The organism is Nocardia sp. NPDC055053 (assembly GCF_053608285.1).
This window is the reverse complement of record NZ_JBSGVD010000056.1, coordinates 13,106-29,840: the sequence shown is the minus strand read 5'-3', so window position 1 is coordinate 29,840 and position 16,735 is coordinate 13,106. Positions and strand designations below refer to the sequence as shown.

Annotated in this window: 19 protein-coding genes; all 19 read right to left on the bottom strand. The window is 64.4% G+C overall.

Translation table 11 applies throughout. The features are described 5' to 3' along the window. Window positions 1-67 precede the first annotated feature (67 nt). Complete coding sequence (locus tag ACWF82_RS32415; RefSeq protein ID WP_452507390.1) at window positions 68-526, bottom strand: DUF2871 domain-containing protein; 459 nt, start codon at window positions 524-526, stop codon at window positions 68-70. Between the two features lie 25 nt (window positions 527-551). Then, window positions 552-1,181, bottom strand: coding sequence for an NAD(P)-dependent oxidoreductase (locus ACWF82_RS32410; RefSeq protein ID WP_452507389.1), 630 nt, complete (start codon window positions 1,179-1,181; stop codon window positions 552-554). Beyond that, window positions 1,178-1,774 carry an isopentenyl-diphosphate Delta-isomerase gene (gene idi / locus ACWF82_RS32405; protein ID WP_452507388.1) on the bottom strand — a complete coding sequence of 199 codons (597 nt, stop codon included), beginning with the start codon at window positions 1,772-1,774 and terminating at the stop codon, window positions 1,178-1,180. Before idi ends, ACWF82_RS32410 begins: the two co-directional genes overlap by 4 nt. A gap of 13 nt (window positions 1,775-1,787) precedes the next feature. After that, window positions 1,788-2,282, bottom strand: coding sequence for a nitroreductase family deazaflavin-dependent oxidoreductase (locus ACWF82_RS32400; RefSeq protein ID WP_452507387.1), 495 nt, complete (start codon window positions 2,280-2,282; stop codon window positions 1,788-1,790). Window positions 2,283-2,310: 28 nt separating this feature from the next. Beyond that, on the bottom strand, window positions 2,311-3,510 hold the full coding sequence (locus tag ACWF82_RS32395) for an FAD-dependent oxidoreductase (protein WP_452507386.1): 1,200 nt from the start codon (window positions 3,508-3,510) through the stop codon (window positions 2,311-2,313). After that, window positions 3,507-3,869: a hypothetical protein gene (locus ACWF82_RS32390; protein ID WP_452507385.1), complete on the bottom strand. Its 363-nt coding sequence runs from the start codon at window positions 3,867-3,869 to the stop codon at window positions 3,507-3,509. Before ACWF82_RS32390 ends, ACWF82_RS32395 begins: the two co-directional genes overlap by 4 nt. A 47-nt stretch (window positions 3,870-3,916) precedes the next feature. After that, complete coding sequence (locus ACWF82_RS32385; protein ID WP_452507391.1) at window positions 3,917-4,864, bottom strand: UbiA family prenyltransferase; 948 nt, start codon at window positions 4,862-4,864, stop codon at window positions 3,917-3,919. 79 nt (window positions 4,865-4,943) lie between these two features. Further along, on the bottom strand, window positions 4,944-5,363 hold the full coding sequence (locus tag ACWF82_RS32380) for a nuclear transport factor 2 family protein (RefSeq protein ID WP_452507384.1): 420 nt from the start codon (window positions 5,361-5,363) through the stop codon (window positions 4,944-4,946). After that, window positions 5,360-6,226, bottom strand: coding sequence for an alpha/beta hydrolase (locus ACWF82_RS32375; protein ID WP_452507383.1), 867 nt, complete (start codon window positions 6,224-6,226; stop codon window positions 5,360-5,362). Before ACWF82_RS32375 ends, ACWF82_RS32380 begins: the two co-directional genes overlap by 4 nt. Then, window positions 6,223-7,692: an FAD-dependent monooxygenase gene (locus tag ACWF82_RS32370; RefSeq protein ID WP_452507382.1), complete on the bottom strand. Its 1,470-nt coding sequence runs from the start codon at window positions 7,690-7,692 to the stop codon at window positions 6,223-6,225. The genes ACWF82_RS32375 and ACWF82_RS32370 overlap by 4 nt, the downstream gene beginning before the upstream one ends. An 18-nt stretch (window positions 7,693-7,710) precedes the next feature. Next, window positions 7,711-9,153: an FAD-dependent oxidoreductase gene (locus ACWF82_RS32365; RefSeq protein WP_452507381.1), complete on the bottom strand. Its 1,443-nt coding sequence runs from the start codon at window positions 9,151-9,153 to the stop codon at window positions 7,711-7,713. A gap of 2 nt (window positions 9,154-9,155) precedes the next feature. Further along, the gene (locus tag ACWF82_RS32360; protein ID WP_452507380.1) at window positions 9,156-10,100 is read right to left on the bottom strand and encodes an aromatase/cyclase; all 945 of its coding nucleotides are present in this window, start codon (window positions 10,098-10,100) and stop codon (window positions 9,156-9,158) included. Window positions 10,101-10,126: 26 nt separating this feature from the next. Continuing rightward, window positions 10,127-10,912: an SDR family NAD(P)-dependent oxidoreductase gene (locus ACWF82_RS32355; protein WP_452507379.1), complete on the bottom strand. Its 786-nt coding sequence runs from the start codon at window positions 10,910-10,912 to the stop codon at window positions 10,127-10,129. A 41-nt stretch (window positions 10,913-10,953) separates the two neighbouring features. Beyond that, on the bottom strand, window positions 10,954-11,214 hold the full coding sequence (locus tag ACWF82_RS32350) for an acyl carrier protein (RefSeq protein WP_452507378.1): 261 nt from the start codon (window positions 11,212-11,214) through the stop codon (window positions 10,954-10,956). Continuing rightward, window positions 11,214-12,467 (bottom strand): ketosynthase chain-length factor, encoded by a 1,254-nt coding sequence (locus ACWF82_RS32345; protein WP_452507377.1) that lies wholly within the window; start codon window positions 12,465-12,467, stop codon window positions 11,214-11,216. Before ACWF82_RS32345 ends, ACWF82_RS32350 begins: the two co-directional genes overlap by 1 nt. Further along, window positions 12,464-13,750 carry a beta-ketoacyl-[acyl-carrier-protein] synthase family protein gene (locus tag ACWF82_RS32340; protein WP_452507376.1) on the bottom strand — a complete coding sequence of 429 codons (1,287 nt, stop codon included), beginning with the start codon at window positions 13,748-13,750 and terminating at the stop codon, window positions 12,464-12,466. Before ACWF82_RS32340 ends, ACWF82_RS32345 begins: the two co-directional genes overlap by 4 nt. After that, on the bottom strand, window positions 13,732-14,061 hold the full coding sequence (locus tag ACWF82_RS32335; protein ID WP_452507375.1) for a TcmI family type II polyketide cyclase: 330 nt from the start codon (window positions 14,059-14,061) through the stop codon (window positions 13,732-13,734). Before ACWF82_RS32335 ends, ACWF82_RS32340 begins: the two co-directional genes overlap by 19 nt. A 51-nt stretch (window positions 14,062-14,112) precedes the next feature. Beyond that, window positions 14,113-15,903, bottom strand: coding sequence for an NAD(P)/FAD-dependent oxidoreductase (locus ACWF82_RS32330; protein WP_452507374.1), 1,791 nt, complete (start codon window positions 15,901-15,903; stop codon window positions 14,113-14,115). Window positions 15,904-15,925: 22 nt separating this feature from the next. Next, window positions 15,926-16,729: a TauD/TfdA dioxygenase family protein gene (locus ACWF82_RS32325; protein ID WP_452507373.1), complete on the bottom strand. Its 804-nt coding sequence runs from the start codon at window positions 16,727-16,729 to the stop codon at window positions 15,926-15,928. Window positions 16,730-16,735: the final 6 nt, after the last annotated feature.

Below are 16,735 nucleotides of genomic sequence, written 5' to 3'. Positions count from 1 at the left end.
CCCCGGGGGGCCGGGGGTGCCGGCGGGCGCCGGGGGGGGGTGCGGCGCAGCAGGTCGACGGTCCGGCTCAGGACGGTCGAGCGACCAGGCTCTGTTCGTCCGCCGGACCGACGCGCTTGTCCGAGGAGGCAAGCACCGCGGGGCGCAGACACACGAAGAACAAGACGAAGCCCGCGGTAATGGTGATGTGGCCGACCCCGGCCATGATGGCGAGGAACTTGCTCTCACCGTTGCCGAGCACGGTCCGGCTCCCGATGATCGTCATGACGGTCACCGTCCAGGTGAGACCGACGTTGTACACCCAGAAAAACCAGCGAAAGGTCTCGGATTTCGACAGTTCGAACTGCTTCTCCAATGCGAGAACGATCAGGAGAAACAATGTCCCGAGCGCGAACAAGTGGGTATGAACCACCGAGAGTTCGGTATCTCCGGTAAAGTCGTGCGATTTTGTCAGTTCCCGATAGAACAGACCCGATATCAACCCCACCATGGTGTAGATCTGGGCGGCGAGCAATAGCTGCTTCATCGTCTTCCCTTTTCTGTTTGCTCGCTTATCGCGCGATGGCCACAAATTTTCCGATCAGGGATTCGTTCGCGATCGAGTCGAGCATCGCTCGCGCCAGATCTCGACGAGTTACCCAGACTGCGGTTTTCAGCGGCCCATCGGGCGAGATACGTGGACGCCCGGGCGCCCCGTCGGTCAGTCGCGGTGGCCGGAAAACTGTCCAATCCGCCGCCGATGCGATCAGCACCTGTTCCATGGTCCGCATATCGGCGTAGCAGTTGCCGAATGCCCGCTCCAAGGCGGGATAGACCAATCGGCGTTCGAAAGAGCCGACCTGCGACCACGGCCCGGCCGGTGCCGCCGACACGACAACAAGGCGTTTCAGCGACTGCGCCGCCGCCGCGGCCACGACGTTCGCGATTCCCGCGGAATAGACCGTTGTCGGCTCCCTGGAAGTGCCGACGCCCAATGCCGAGACGACAACATCACAGCCGGCGACCACCTCGTGCAGACCGGTTCCCGAGACCACGTCGCCTGCCACGACCCGGACACCGGGCTCATCGGCCAGCGCTTCCGGCGTCCTGGCCAGCGCCGTCACGTCATAGTCGCGTGCGGCGGCCTCGGCGATGACGGCGCGTCCGAGCCGGCCGGTCGCTCCCAACAGCGCGATTTTCATGCGGCCGCGAACTCGGGCGTCACGGTCACACAGCGCGGCAGCAGCGCGGCTTCGGCAGCTTCCCAAGAATCGGGCGCACCGCTGAGCAGCCGCAGTTCGGCGCTCTGCAGCCGCGCCCAAGGCGAGAGGCCGGATGCCGGATCGGCGGCATAATCGAGAAACTCGCTCCAGGCCAGCCAGCGGAAATCCGCGACCTCCGACGGACAGGGCACCGGATCCGCCTCGGCCGTAGCCATGAACACAGGACAGATCTCGTTCTCCACGATGCCGCTGTCCATCACCGCGCGGTACCTGAACCCCGGCAGCACGACACGAAGGTCACTGACCGCTAGGCCCAGCTCCTCGCGTAGTCGCCGCTCGATAGCGGTGTCGATAGCTTCACCTGGCTCAGGATGGCCACAGCACGTGTTGGTCCAGCATCCGGGAAAGGTTCGCTTGTCCAGTGCACGCTGAGTGAGGAGAACCTCCCCCGCGGTGTTGAAAACGTAGCAGGAAAACGCCAGATGCAGCCGGGTGTCGGTAGTGTGCACCAGCGCCTTGGAATCGCTTCCGACAACAGTTCCGTCATCGTCGAGCAAGACTACTTTTTCCATTTTGGGCTTCTCCCTATCCAGCGACGGAGGTATCGGCAGGGCTGCAGACGACCACCGGAATCTCACGCTCGATCGCTGCCTGGTAGTCGTCGAAGCCTGGAAACACTTCGACCAGCTTCGCCCACATGGCTGCGCGCTCACCCGGACCGGCCAGCCGAGCGACCATTTTCGTTTCGGTCTTACCTCGCCGGACCGTCACATGCGGGTCGGCCTTGATGTTCTTCACCCACAGTGGGTCTTTCGGCATTCCGCCGTACGACGCCGCGATGACAACGTCGGAACCACTCATCGCGTAGACGGTCGGCTTGGTCCGCGGGATACCGGTCTTCCTGCCGGTGGTGGTCAGCAGGCAGATCGGAATACGACGCGGGAAATGCTTGTGAAACGGCCAGGCGGCACCGACCCGACCGCCGGTCGCGCGGTAGACCGCGCTGTGCGTATTGGCCCAGGCGCGAACAACTTTCGGTCCGATCTTGCTGTCGCGTACAGGTTCGAAAATGGATGGCACTAGCTACTCCCAGGATCTCGCGCTACATTCAAGGGCTAACAGTGGTGACACCGATATCAGCGAGCGATTCGATGCCGGACACTCGTCGAGCGATCTTCTTCCGGACTGCGGGGAAAACACCGACTGTTCTGAGGAACTCGTTTCTGAGCGCCATCGGAAGCCGCGAATTCACATTGGATACACGCATGGCGCGGTCGGTGAACTCGAGCACGGTCGCCGCATGGCGGCGTCGCGTGCTGCTGTATTCGAGCAGCAGGTCGTCCGCGGCTCCGGTGCGCAGGATGCCGACGATCCGGTTCGCGAGATCGACCGCGTCGTGGACACCCATGTTCATGCCCTGCCCACCGGTCGGACTGTGCACATGGGCCGCGTCACCCGCCAAGATCACCCGATCCCGCGCGTAGGTCTCGGCGAGGCGCCGCTGCAGCTGGAACTTCGACGCCCAGACGACGGTATCGACGGTGAGCCCACCCGGACCCCGCTCTTCCAGCAGGTCCTGCAGCGCTGCCACGTTCGCCGGGTCGAAAGCCCCGGCCACACTGCACATGATGCGGAAGATTCCGCCGGGCAGCGCCGCGACGATGACCGAGCCCGCAGGCGAAAAGTACAGGCAGACTTCGTCATCGGTGACGTACCCACGCAACGTGACGTCAGCGAGCATGTACTCGTCCGGGTAGGTCGAGCCAGGAAATTCGATGCCGGAAAGCTTGCGCACCGTACTGCCAACCCCGTCGGCGCCGATGACGTATCGCGCCGACCGGCTGACCGAACGACCATCGTCTCCCACTGCAGTCACACGCACGTGGTCGCTCGCCTGTATCAGCTCGGTGACGGTCGTGGATCGGGTGATCTGTCCGCCGAGCGAGACGAGCCTGCGGTGCAGGATCTGTTCGGTGATGTTCTGCGGAATGGTGACCACGAACGGGAATCGGCACCCGATACCGTCGAATTCCACCCGTATCAATCGCTCGTCGCGCCGGTAGACCGCGAACGCGTCGAAACGCAGGCCTTCGGCGATGATCTCCGCTGCTACGTCGATGGCGGCGAACGCTTCCAGCGTGCTGGCATGCACGACAGCCGCGCGCGAATTTCCGGCACCTTCCGCGGAGCGCTCGAGTACTTCGACCCGCACACCCGCCTGCTGCAGCGCGCAGGCAGCGGTGAGCCCGGTGGGGCCAGCGCCGACAATGATCACATCGGTGTCGACCTGGTTGTCTGGCGTGGTCATGAGACCTCGGCCCGTACCGGTCGCCCGGCCGGCAAGTCGGCGGAGAGCCGTTCGGGCAGCCGCGCGCTCCCCCACACCCGAAAGATCTTGGCAGTCAACGAGGTGCGGCGAATTCGGGCGATCTCGTCGACGAGGTCGTTGTGTGCCTGTATCGCTTCCAGCCGTGCCTGCACCGCCGCTTCGGGCGCGCCGACCAGCAGGCACAATTCGGTGCGTTCGGCTTCGATGCTGCGCCACCGCTCGGCCTGCACCTGGAGATTGTGCAGTGTGTTGGCGAGGTGGTAAGCGCGGAAGCCGATCATATGTCCGACGACAACCACGCCCACGAATCCCCGCAGAAACGAACGCGGGATCGTCACTGAATTCTTTGTATCGAGTGCACTCATCGTCTTCGCTTTCCTCGAACTCATGCGAGCTGACCGATCAGAGCGCCGGCGGTGGAGCCCCAGCCGAAGATCGCCAGATACACCGGGACCAACTTCGCCTGCCGCCGGACGATCGGCATCGCGACCGCTTCTTCCTGGCCACGAACCTGAATCCAGGACCGGGTGAGCGACGCTTGAATGGGAATCCAGGCCAGCACGATCGGGGCGACGGCGATCGCGGGCATGGTGGCGAGTACCCCGACCACCGTCGCACCGACGCCGAGTGCCACCAGCACGGCGCCGGTCGCCATGGCGCCCGTGATGCCGAGGGCGCGCGCGGAGGTGTAGACCCCGAACTCCCTGTCCTCCGGAAAGTCCTCGGTGGTGTTCAGGAGTACGACGCCCATCATGGCAGCGCCGAAGCCGGCCGCCGCACACAGAACAGGCAGATCGAGAGTGTCGTAGCACGTCCGGATCGCCAGCACACCGGCGCCGAAGAACATGAGAACGAACAGCGCCGGGATCTGCCACAGTCCGGCACCCTTGAGGAACAGGGGCCGGGTCGTGTACTGGATCGCGAGGACCGTCTGGACCGCGACGATCGCGAGCACGTCGTAGTGCTCGGTGATCACGGCGATCGCGACACCGAGCACCGCCATGAGGACGCAGGTGACAACGATCTGCATTTTGATGTTGGCAGCGCCGAGCCCGTGTACGGCTTCCGAGAGCCTGCCCTTGTACACGGCGTCGAGGTCACGGTCGACATAGCAGTTGATCAGGTTGGCCAGGTGCATCGTCGAGAACACAGCGATCAGCGCGAGCGCCAGACGACCCGACAGTATTTCGCCGAGTCCACCCGCGGCCAAGACCACTGGGAACAGAATTACTGTGATACCGACCGGAATGAACTCGACCCGTCGGATACGCGCCGAATATTTTAGTTTGGTGGCAAAGGAAAGGCGTTTGCCTGCTACTTCGGAGGGGTCCATCGACAAGCTGGGATCGTAGATTTTCATGTATCTCCTTCGCGAAATGTCGTCATCGAGCCGCCACGTGCGACCCAGCGGTTCATGCGGGCGCGGCACCCTGCTGCCACACCACCTGGAACTCGAACCTGTTGATCAGCCACCCCTTCGACGTATGGACGGTGGTGGCGACGAAATGCCCGCCCATCGTGAAAGCCGCTGACAAATCGCTCTCCGCACGGATGTGCGCGGCCGTCAAGTGCGCCCGGATCTCCGCGATGTCCCCGTGTATCTCGACCAGGTAGTTGGCTCCCATATGATGGCTGCGCGCGAAAGTGGCGGCAGCTCGAACCTGGAACTCACGGACCTCGGACAAACCACTGATGGTCCCCGACGGAAACAGCAGTTCGACGTCTTCGGTGAAAATCTCACCGAGCCAATCGACACGGTCCCGGTCGAGATCCAGGTGCCGGAAATAGCGGCTGCACAGTTCTATGTTCTCGATGTCCGCGCGTAGGGTCATCCGGTGACCTCCTTGTTCAGCAGGCACTCCTCGATGAAGCCGAAGCACCGCAGGTGGTAGGAGCGGGCCGCCCAGCCCAGGCTGATGTTGTGCCCCGCGTGTGGCTGTTCGTCGACGACGACGCGTTCGGCGTGCGCCAACCGAGTTGTCAACTCGCCCAATGCCTGTCGATCATGTCGCCAAATCTGCTCGTGTTCGGCGAAGGTGAATCGAACGGGGACGGTCAGGCGTTCGGCGATCGATCGGAATCGGCGCGGCCAGGACCACGCGGCAAGGATGTCGGCCCGCGGCGTCGATGCGACGAGCCCCGAACTCGATCGAAAGGTGTTGGGAGGATAGAGGCTCAGTGGCCCCCAGCACCGGTGTGTTCGGCCGGCTGACCGCCAAGCGCCCGGCGCGTAATGGTGCCCACAACCCGAGACATCGACGGCGAGCACTCCCCCGCCGCCGGATGCGGCGGCAACGGACAGCGCGACCATGCCGCCGAGCGAATGACCGAGCAGGAAGATCCCCGCCCCGACCGGGTTTTCGGCCGCGAAGGTGGCGAGCGCCGCGCGAACTGTCGTCGTCTGATCCGCGAGCGACTGCCCGTTCGGCCACCGCTCCGACGAGAGACCGTAACCCGGCCGGTCCAGCGCGACAACCGTGAATCCGAGTTGCGCGCCGAGCGCGAGCAGCGAGGTCGACGGGAGGGTTTGACCGTCGAAATAGCCTGCCCGCATGCCCGTTCCGGGGATCGCGACAACTGTCGCGCGTGGGTGGGTTGTCTCGGGACGGCTCACCAGTGCGGACAGGGTGGTCGTTCCCGCGCACAACACTGTCGGGCGCGCTCCGGTAGGCCGCTCGGTCTGCGTCGTGGTCACTGGATCGGCTCACCGAACCACTGCCGGAGTGCGGCCTCCAGCCCGTTCGGTGCGCCAGGCCCGTCGACGCCCCAGACCACATAGCCATCGGGCCGGACCAGCAAACCTGTTGCTACCCCGAATGATTCGTCGTCTGCCGTTGCCGCGGTCAAGATGATCACCCGATCACTCCAGGGTTTGGCGAGCTCGCGGATGTCCGGCCGGTCGGCCAGATCCAGCAAGACGCCGCGAGCGGGGTGCAGCAGCTCGAACGTCGACGCGACGCCCGAGGCGATCTGCAACTTTCGTGGTGGAATCCGACGACCAACCAGCCTGTGGTCATCCGGTCCGCACGGGTACCGCACATCCAGTCCGCTGACCAAGCCCGCGAGATGCCTTTTCGTGTCGTCGATCTCGAGCAGTTCGGTCAACAGCGACCGCAACGGCTCGGCCTCGGCACCGCCGAGGAAGGTCATCCCCTGCACCCTGGTGTTCCACAACAGCCGCTCCCCGACGGGGTGCCGCTCGGTGTGGTAGGTGTTCAGCAGTTCCGCTGTCCCCCAACCGCTCAGGACTGCGCCGAGTTTCCAGCCGAGGTTGGCCGCGTCCTGGATCCCGGTGCTCAGGCCCTGTCCGCCGGCAGGCAGGTGGACGTGCGCGGCGTCACCCGCCAGCAGTATGCGGCCACGCCGGTACTCGGTGACCTGCCTTGTCGTATCGGTGAATGCGCTGGCCCAGGTCGCCGAGCCGTGCCGAATGGACTCACCGGTGATCCGCTCCCAGGCCGCCGCGACCTCGGCGAAGTCGACCTCGTCGGCGCGCTCGTCACCCGGTACGCCGTGTTCGCACACGATGACGCGGTCGACTCCAGGCTCCAAGGGAGCGGCCATCACCATGCCACCGGGGAGTCGTTCGCCGAGTGGCCGCGCCGGAATCGAACAGCCGACCACGTCCGCGAGATACATCGTGCGCCCGGCCGACGTTCCAGGAAAGTCGAAGCCGGCCAGCTTGCGCACCGTGCTGCGGCCGCCATCGCATCCCACCAGGTAGCGAGCGCTCAGCACCACCGCTTGCCCATCGCGGACGCCGACCGCTTCCACGTGATCGCCCCGGTCGTGTACCTGCCGCAGGTCCCACCCGCGCCGCAGCTCCGCGCCGAGCCCGACCGCCCAGTTCTCGAGCACCGATTCCGTCTGCGACTGCGGTACCCCGCGCGCTCCGAAGTGGCAGTCCGTCAGCACCGTGTAGTCGAAGCGCATACCGCCGAAGTGGCCGAGCGGACTGGTTTCCAACGGCCCGAAGGCGGGTAGCAGCCCACGCTGGTCGAAGGTCTCCATGGCACGCGCGGTGAAGCCGAGTCCGCGTGACTGCCCGGTCGGCGCGAGTAGTCGTTCCACAACGACCACGCGGGCACCGGCGAGCCGGAGTTCACCCGCGAGCATGAGTCCGGTCGGCCCGGCGCCGACGACGATCACATCCGTATCCACAACAATTCCGCTCTCTGACTAATTCGTTCCAGAACCCAGCCAACGGCGCAGGGTCTCGGTCAGCTCTTGATCACTGCTACCGGCCCACGCGATATGGCCGTCCGGCCGCAGCAGCACGGCGCCCCCCAACCCCGGCTCGAGCAGGCTGGTCTCGGCGCTGTTCACGGTGACCCACTCCGCCCACGGCGCGGTAGCGCGCCTCAGCCCTTCCCATCGGGACGAATCGAAGACGAGCAGCGCCCACCGGGCGCACAACGATTCGGCTGCAGGCATCGCATCGGGAAACCGCGTGCCCAGCGACGGGTGTCGACCCGGAGTCACTGGATACCGCACATCGAGCCCGCTGACCATGGCGGCGAGATAACGGCGCACCGGTTCCAGCTCGATCAGTTCCCGCAGGCACTCCCGCACCGCATCGAGCTGCGGACCACCGAGTAGCAGTTCGGTCTGCACGCGGATGTTGGCGAGCACGCGTGCCCCCACTGGATGCCGTTCGCTGTGGTAGGTATCGAGCACCTCGTCGCTGCCACCCTGGAGCCGCTGTGCGAGTTTCCATCCCAGGTTCACCGCGTCCTGCAGGCCGAGGTTCAGTGCTTGCCCGCCACTGGGCATCTGCTGGTGCGCCGCGTCGCCTGCGAACAGGACCCGACCGTGCCGATAGGAATCGACTTGCCGGTTCGTGTCCCGGAACGCGTTGACCCACACCGCTTTACCGTCACCGATGTGCTCGCCGGTCACGTCTGTCCACGTCCGCGCGAACTCCGCGAAGGTCGGCTCGCCGTCGCGGGCTCCTGCCACGGAACCGTAACGGTGCACCATCACCCGGGTGAGGCCGGCGGCCCCCCGTGCGGCGACCGCGAACCCGCCGTCGAGCCGTTCGAACCTGCGGTTTCGAATGTCGAGGTCGGCGACGTCGGCACGCAGCAGTTCCCGCGTACCGTCGGATCCCGAGCTGCGCATCCCGGCACAACGACGCACCGTGCTCGTCTCGCCATCACAGGCAACGACGAATTCCGCTCGCACGCTGCGTATTCCGGACGGGCTGCGCACGCCGACCTCGACACCGTCGGCGAACTGACCGATGTCCTCCACGCACCAGCCGCGCCGGACCTTCGCGCCGAGCCCGACCGCCCATTCACCGAGCAACGCCTCGGTCCGGGACTGCGGCACTTTCCATTGGCCTGAAAACCGACTCGGCAGCGTCAGATCGAGCGGTATGCCGCCGAAATGCCCGAGCGCTTCGTTCGGCGGTGTACCCAGCTCGCCCAACAGCCCCCGCGCCTCGAAGATTTCCATGGTCCGCGCATGCAGCGTCGACGCGCGCGACTGTTCGGTCGGAGCTACCTCACGTTCGAGGACGAGAACGTCGACACCGTAGCGCCTCAGCTCAGCTGCCACCATCAGACCGACCGGCCCCGCGCCGACCACCACCACCTCTGTGTGCAGTGACTTCGCACCCACGGTCAACGACGCGACTCGGCGTATGCCCTGGCATGCTCCAGCGTCGCGAGACTGTTGGTGCTCAAGGCGGAGCGAACGTAGTCCCGAGCGTCCGCCGCGGTGGCACCTGTGCCGAGGATCGGCTCGATGTTTTCGGGCCGCAGCGCGACGGTGTGCTGCGATGTCGCGCGCACGCCGTCGCCCTCCACACAGAAAGTCCACCTACCGGTGTGCAGCGCGAGCAGCGCAGGCAATGTCACCTGCTTGTAAGCGATCTTTTCGTCCGGGAGCGCGATTCGGTAGGACTTGGTGGTATGTACCGAACCGTCTTTTGCCCTGGTGTCCATCTCCAGCGTCTGTAGGCCGTCGGCGTTCGAATCGAAGCGAACTGTCGACACGTGCGGGAGTCGCTCGGGCCACAACGCGGCATTGTCGATGAACTCGTAGACATCGCGTTGGTCGCCCGCGATCCAGATCGAATCCTCGAACGAGAAGCTGAGATCCTCGGCTGCCCGGTGAGATTCGATATTGGCCCGCAGCCCTGCGAGTTCGGCCTGCGAGTTCCGGTCGACCGCTTCGTCGATCCACGCCAAACCCGCCGGGTCGTCGTCCACGGCTCGGTAGGTGTGCACCAGGCGCACTCGCGTGCGGGTCGCCGACATCGGTTCGATCAGCCAGGCTCCCGACATCGAAGCCACCGGGTGGACCGAAACCTCCTGCCGGAACACGATGGTGAGGTTCGGCCGATCGAGACTGCGATGTGAGGTCCAGTTCTTCACCGCACCGTTGGCGGTGGCCCAGATCCGGATCCGTTCTTCCCGATCGGACCGTTCGAGGTGATCTACGTAGATGGTCGGTGCGAAGATCCGTGGCCAGCTCTCCACCTCGGCCAGCAGGTCGTAGACAATCTCAGCGGGCGCGGCGATCTCGATGGCGTGCTCGACCTCGCGCGAAGACATGGTGGTCATGCAGGAATTTCTCCCGTTTTCGAAGGTCAGAAGTTTCCGAGCCCGCCACAGACGTTCAGAGCCTGGGCGGTAATCGATGCGGCGGTATCGGAGGCCAGATACCCCACCAGGCCGGCGACCTCCGCCGGAGTCGAGTAGCGGCCGAGCGGGATCTTGGCCTGGAACTTTTCCAAGATCGCGTCCTCGGTGGTGTCGTAAGCCGCGGCATACCCCTGCCGAACCCGGGCCGCCATGGGAGTCTCGACATAACCTGGGCAGACCGCGTTGACGGTGATACCGGTGGGTGCGAGTTCATTGCCGAGCGCTTTGGTGAAGCCGACCACGCCATGCTTCGATGCCGAATACGGCGCGCCGAGTACCACGCCCTGCTTGCCCGCGGTCGACGCGATATTGATGATGCGCCCCCGCGACTTGGCACGCATACCACCCGCGGTCAGAACTTCGCGGGTGAGCCGGAAAACGCTGGTCAGATTCGTTTCGATGACATCGTCCCAGAGCTCGTCGGCGATATCGGCGGTAACGCCGCCACCGCTGCGACCGGCGTTGTTGACCAACACGTCGACCGGCCCGAACCGGTCGACGGCTGCCTGCACGAAGCCGCGCACCGCCTCGGGGGAACGCACGTCCAGCGCCGTTCCGTCGACATCGAACCCTTCCGAGCACAGCTCGGCGACGGTCGCGGTGACGTCATCGGCGGTCCGCGCACCCAGATAGACCCGGTGCCCTTGCTCGGCGAACAGCCGTACCACCGCCAGCCCGATTCCGCTGGTGCCCCCACTGACCACGACAACCTGCGGCGATGCTTGCGACATCTGAATCTTCTCCTTGCTGCTTTTCATGGGAATGCGGCTACTCACACCCGCGCCGCGAGATGGCTGTTGACGGCGTCGAGCAGGGCCCGCGGCGTGGTGGCCGCCTGCAGGGTCTCTTCGTCCAAACGGATGCCCAGCTCGCGCTCGATGCGGCCGCAGGTCTCCAGCAGAGCCAGCGAGTCGTAGCCGAGATCATCGAAAAGGATGTCCAGGATCGGGTCGGAGAACTCGACGCCCTCGTCCCCGGCGGCCTCGACCATGATTCGTCCGAGGTCGGTGATGCTGAACGTGTGAATCGTCATTACTGCTCCTGCCTGCGGGATTTCGATGAATGGGCGGGCCGGTGGCCGGGGTTTCCGGCGCGCAGCACCATGGCCGAGTTGAATCCGCCGTATCCGCGGGCGATGACGAGCGCGGTGGTCATCGTGGCCGCCCGGTAGTGGTCGACCACGAGGTCGATGCCATAGGCAGAGTTCGGCTCGACGTTGATCGTCGGCGGAATGCGACCGTCGGCCATTGCCAGCAGGGCGGTGGCGACATCCAGCGCAGCACCCCCCGAGGCCAGTCGACCGGTCATCGTCTTCGGCGCGGTCACCGCCACCGCACCCGGTCCGAAGATCGCCGAAATCGCCTCGGCCTCAACGTGGTCCAACTCCGGTACGCCCGCGGCGTCGGCGAACACGACATCCACCTCACCCGGCGTGCTACCAGCGCCGGCGATGGCCAGTTCGATCGCCTTGCGCAGACCTTGTGCCGACGTCGGATCCGGATCGAAAGTCGCCGCGTGACCCGCTATCTCGCCATAGCTGCGTGCGCCACGAGCCTGCGCGCGCGCAGCGGACTCGACGATGAGTATCGCGCCGCCCTCACCGGGAACATGACCGCTCGCACCGGCATCGAAGGGCTGGTAAGCGGATTTCGGATCCGCCGACACCGTGAGACGTCTGCTGGCTTGCTGCCCGACCCAGCCCCAGGGGCAGATCGATGCTTCGACACCGCCGGTGACAATCGCCCCGGTGCCCTTACGGATCTGACGACAGCCCTGCGCGATCGCGTCGAGGCCGCCTGCCTGATCCGCGACCACAACGGCGCTCGGGCCGCGAAGACCGTTGCGGATGGAGATCTGGCCGCTGTTCACCGCATAGAACCAGGCGAAAGACTGGTAGGCACTGACGAACTGACCGCCGCGGCTCCACAGGTTCTGCAGTTCACGCTGACCGAACTCGAAGCCACCCGCAGCGCTGGCGGTCATCACGCCGATGTCGTAGTCCGGCACCTCAGCCGGGATGATGCCGGCATCGGCCAGCGCCCAATCCGCGGCCACCAACGCCAACTGCGTCATCCGGTCGGTCTGCGGCAGCAGCCGGCCAGGCAGGTGATCGGCCGCGTCGAACCCGTGGATCTCACCGGCCACACCCGACAGATACCCGCTGCTGTCGAACCGGGTGATCGGAGCGATAGCCCCGGTTCCCGCCACCGTCGCATCCCAGAACTGCTGTACACCAAGCCCATTGGGGGCCACGATGCCGAGTCCGGTGACCAGCGCCGCGGTCATGCCGCACTCCGTTCGGGGCGAGCCAGCACCATAGCGCTCTGAAATCCACCGAATCCGCTACCGACTGTCAGCACCGCGTTCGTCACCTGAGTACGGGCGACCAGCGGTACGTAGTCGAGATCGCATTCAGGGTCCGGCTCAGTCAAGTTCGCGGTCGGCGGCACGACACCGTGTTTCATCGCCAGCACCGAGGCCGCGATCTCGAGAGAGCCGATAGCACCGAGCGAATGGCCGATCATCGACTTGATCGAGCTGACCGGCACTCGGTACGCATGCTCGCCCAATGTCTTCTTGAACGCCGCGGTTTCGTGTCGATCGTTTTGTTTGGTGCCCGAGCCGTGCGCGTTCACGTAATCGATGTCATCGCCGTTGACGCGTGCCTCGTTCAGCGCAACCCGTATCGCCTCGGCCATCTCCGCGCCGTCGGGGCGCAATCCGGTCATGTGATAGGCATTGCTGCGTGTCGCATAGCCGGCGACTTCCGCGTAGATCTGGGCTCCTCGGCGTCGGGCAGACTCCAGTTCCTCCAGGACGAACATCGCAGAACCCTCGCCGAGCACGAAACCGTTGCGTGTGCGGTCGAACGGTCGCGATGCCCGCGCCGGCTCGTCGATGCGAGGTGTCGTGGCCTTGATCGCGTCGAAGCACGCGACGGTGATCGGTGAGATCGGCGCGTCGGCTGACCCCGCGACCATGACATCGGCAGTCCCCTCGCGAATCAGCTCGACGGCGTAGCCAACCGAGTCGATTCCCGATGTGCAGCCGGTGGAGACAACAGTGCTGGGGCCGTGGGCGCCTACGGTCGAAGCGACTTCCGCGGCGAAAGAACTGGGCACCATGTAGTCGTAGAGGTGCGGGACCGCATATCGCTCATCCACCAGGTGCAGTCGCCCGCCGTCGCTGACAACGCGATACTCCTGGTCCAGTTTCATGGTCGCACCGACGGCGGTGCCGACCGCCACCCCGACCCGGTAGGGGTCGAGGCCATCGATTTCGATACCGCTGTCCGCGACCGCCGCCCGCGCCGCGACAACCGCGAACTGGGCAGCCCGATCCATTCGCCGGACTTCCTGGGGAAGCAAACCGTGTGCGCTGGGGTCGAAGTCGATTTCCGCGGCGACCTGCGAGCGGAACGGAGTCGGGTCGAAGAAGGTGATCGTTCGAGTTGCCGTGCGACCGGCGCTGAGCAGATCCCAGAACTGCGCTACGCCGACACCACCGGGTGCCAGCACCTCCACGCCGGTAACAACGACTCTGCGGCCATTCATCCGCGATCCGGCCAAGAGTAGAATCGGGTCGCCATCGCATCCGCCGGCGAACGCCAGGTTTCCGGATCGTACGCGGCGATAAACGGCTTCAGCTCTTCACTGATGCCGACGAAGCGAGGATCTGATTTCGCAGCCTCGATCCGGTCTCCACCATTGTCTTGATCGAAGTCCTGTAAATGAAAATACAGACCACGGTAATGGAACAACTGCCTGCGTCTCGTCGCCATGAGATGCGGCATGTCGGTTCGATCGAATTCTGTGAACAATTCCGATACTGCAGCCGCCGAGTCCGGACTCATCCGCGCCACAATCAAAGTGCTGTGCACCGAGTTGACCTCCTCAAATCAAAAACATTCCAACGAGCATCGTCATCGACTTCACCGACCACCCGATTCCGGTGCCACCAGTACCAACCCGGCGCGAACCAGGCGCTTCACCGTGCGCCCCTGTAGGACGGTGAGCTCCGGTGCCAGCTCCGACCAGCGAACAGCACCGTCCGCCAACAGGTCCCAGAGCTCCTTGCCTCCGTCACGCTCGAGGCAACGCACCTCGATATCCGGGTCGGTCGCACTGTGAATCCGGTAGGACGGCACGGTATCCGCCAGTGGCGACGGAGCGGCATCGGCATTGGCAAGGGGATCCCGCCAGTATTCGGCCAACCCGTCTCGCGCCTCCTGCGGAATCTCGAACGGAGGTGACATGCCCTTGAATCCAGGAATATCGGCCGCCGGCGCCTGACGAATACACGCGTTCGGGGACAATGAGACCAGGGCATCCGGCGCCAGGTCGACAGCATCGGCTGCCGTGAATGCCCGAAGATACGGCCCCTCGGTAGCGAGATCTCGAACATCCCGACTGCCCTTGGTCATGATGTTGAGCAGGTCGGGCACCAACGCGGTGTTCAGCAGGGCCTGGAAGGTACCTTCGGTCGAGTTGTCAGCCTCGACCCGGCGGCCCTGCGCGCTCCAATAGGGGCTTTCGGGATGCGACCGAGAGATCTCGTGATACCACTGATCGATGCTCAGCGCCCAGGTCTCGGCCATCGCGCGCCACTCGACGTCGTAGTCACGCCATAGATCCTTCTTCGACTGCTCGTCGAGGTCGTCATCGAACGTCTTGCGCAGCACCAACGCAGCTGCCCAGGCTTGAGTCACGGCGAACGACATGCCCGAGGAGAACAGCGGGTCGACGAAGTAGGAAGCGTCACCCACCGCCATCCAGCGCTCCGAGTAGGAGCCGAAGCAATCGCTGATTCTGGAAAAATTCGTCGCCGTCAGCATCTCCCCGCGAACAGACTCGGCGTCGATGACCAAGTCCTGGAGGACAGGGATCGATTGGATCGTCTTCAGGAAGATGTCCGGGTCACGAAGGTTGGCCCGTGCCATCGATTCGGGATTGGTGACGATCCCGATCGACCACACGATTTCCCGAACACCGTCGAACACACGTGGCGTCGGGATGTACCACACCCACCCGTGCTCGAATGCCACCGCATAAATCGGGGAAAGATCATCGTCGCGGAAGACGTTCCAATCGCCGGCCGCCTGTTGTGCGGGCTTGCAGTGCCGATAGTGCGACCAGATGGCCACATTGCGGTACTCCGACAGCCATTCCTTGTCTCGCCGGGATCCGCGAGCAGCGACCTGATTGGAACGGCCGGAAGCATCGATGAAGTACCCGGCCCGGATCTCCGCACCGTCTTCGAGTACAACAGTCACCTGCCCGTCGCCGGGCAGGAACCGGGTCACGCGAGTGCCTTGAAACACGTGCGCACCGCAGGATTCAGCGTGATCGAGCAAGACGGTATCGAATTCAGCCCGATCGACATGCATCGACCAGCGATATACCCCGTCCGCCAGGTAGTCGGAATGCTCGAAGAAGCCGACGAACGGCCGATCGTCGTCCCACTGGTAGATACCACCGTACTTCTGGATCCAGCAGCCGCTCTGCAGCACACGCTCGAGGGCGCCGCTGGCCTGCAGGACGGGCACCAAGGGGTGTGCCCCGGATTCTCCGATATGCTCACGCGGGAAGAGCTCTCGATCGAACACCGCTACACGCAGGTCGGTTTCGCGGCAGAGCATCGCGGCGAGCGTCGAGCCGGCCGGGCCACCACCCATGATGATGATGTCGTACTCGGAATTGATTTCTGAGATCGGGGTAGCCACCGAAATCCCTTCTTGGGAAGATTTATACGATCTGAATGCGCTGCAAGTGCCGCGCGATAGATCCCTTGAACGCGTTCCGGCCGTGCAGGAGGGCGCTGTTGTCGACGATGGCGATATCACCGGTCACCCATTCGTGGGCGTAGCAGTACCGCGCCGCATGCAACCGTTCGCCCAGGTCCTCCATCACGCGGACGGCATCTTCGGGAGAGATGCCCTCGACCGTCAAATGGAGCGGATTGAGGTAGCGCGCCGGATCCAGCGGTTCCGCATACCTGATAACGCGCTCGCCGGTGACCGGGTGCACACCTACCAAGGGCCACCTCGCCGACCCGCCATAGTGGGCCAGCTTATCGGTCCGATAAGTCACGATCGCCTCGTCCCACAATGCTTTCAGGTCGTCCGGCGCATCCTTGTAGACCTGAACAGTATCGGAGAATACTGTCTCACCGCCGGCTCCCTCGCCGCGCTTGCACTGAAACAGAAAAAACCGCGGTACCTGTGCCGCGAAGGCTCCGTCCCAGTGAAATGGCACGTCCCCTCGATCGAACAGATAATTGTTCGGCGTGTCCTGCACAACCAAGTCGAGAATCGAACCGAAGCCCCATTGCAGGATTTCACCCGCGCCGCGGCAGTACTGCTCCAGCTCAGCCTTTTCCAGCAGGTCGAAGCCGCGCAGTACCACAACCTTCTCCGCGAGAGTCAGTGCAATCAGTTCTTCGATCGGCACATCATCCAGCGCGGAGTCACCGCGTTCGGCGGTTACTATGGTTCCAAACGGAATCAGTTTGCTACCGGCGGCCGAGGACTCATTCAAAATATTTGTCATGACTTT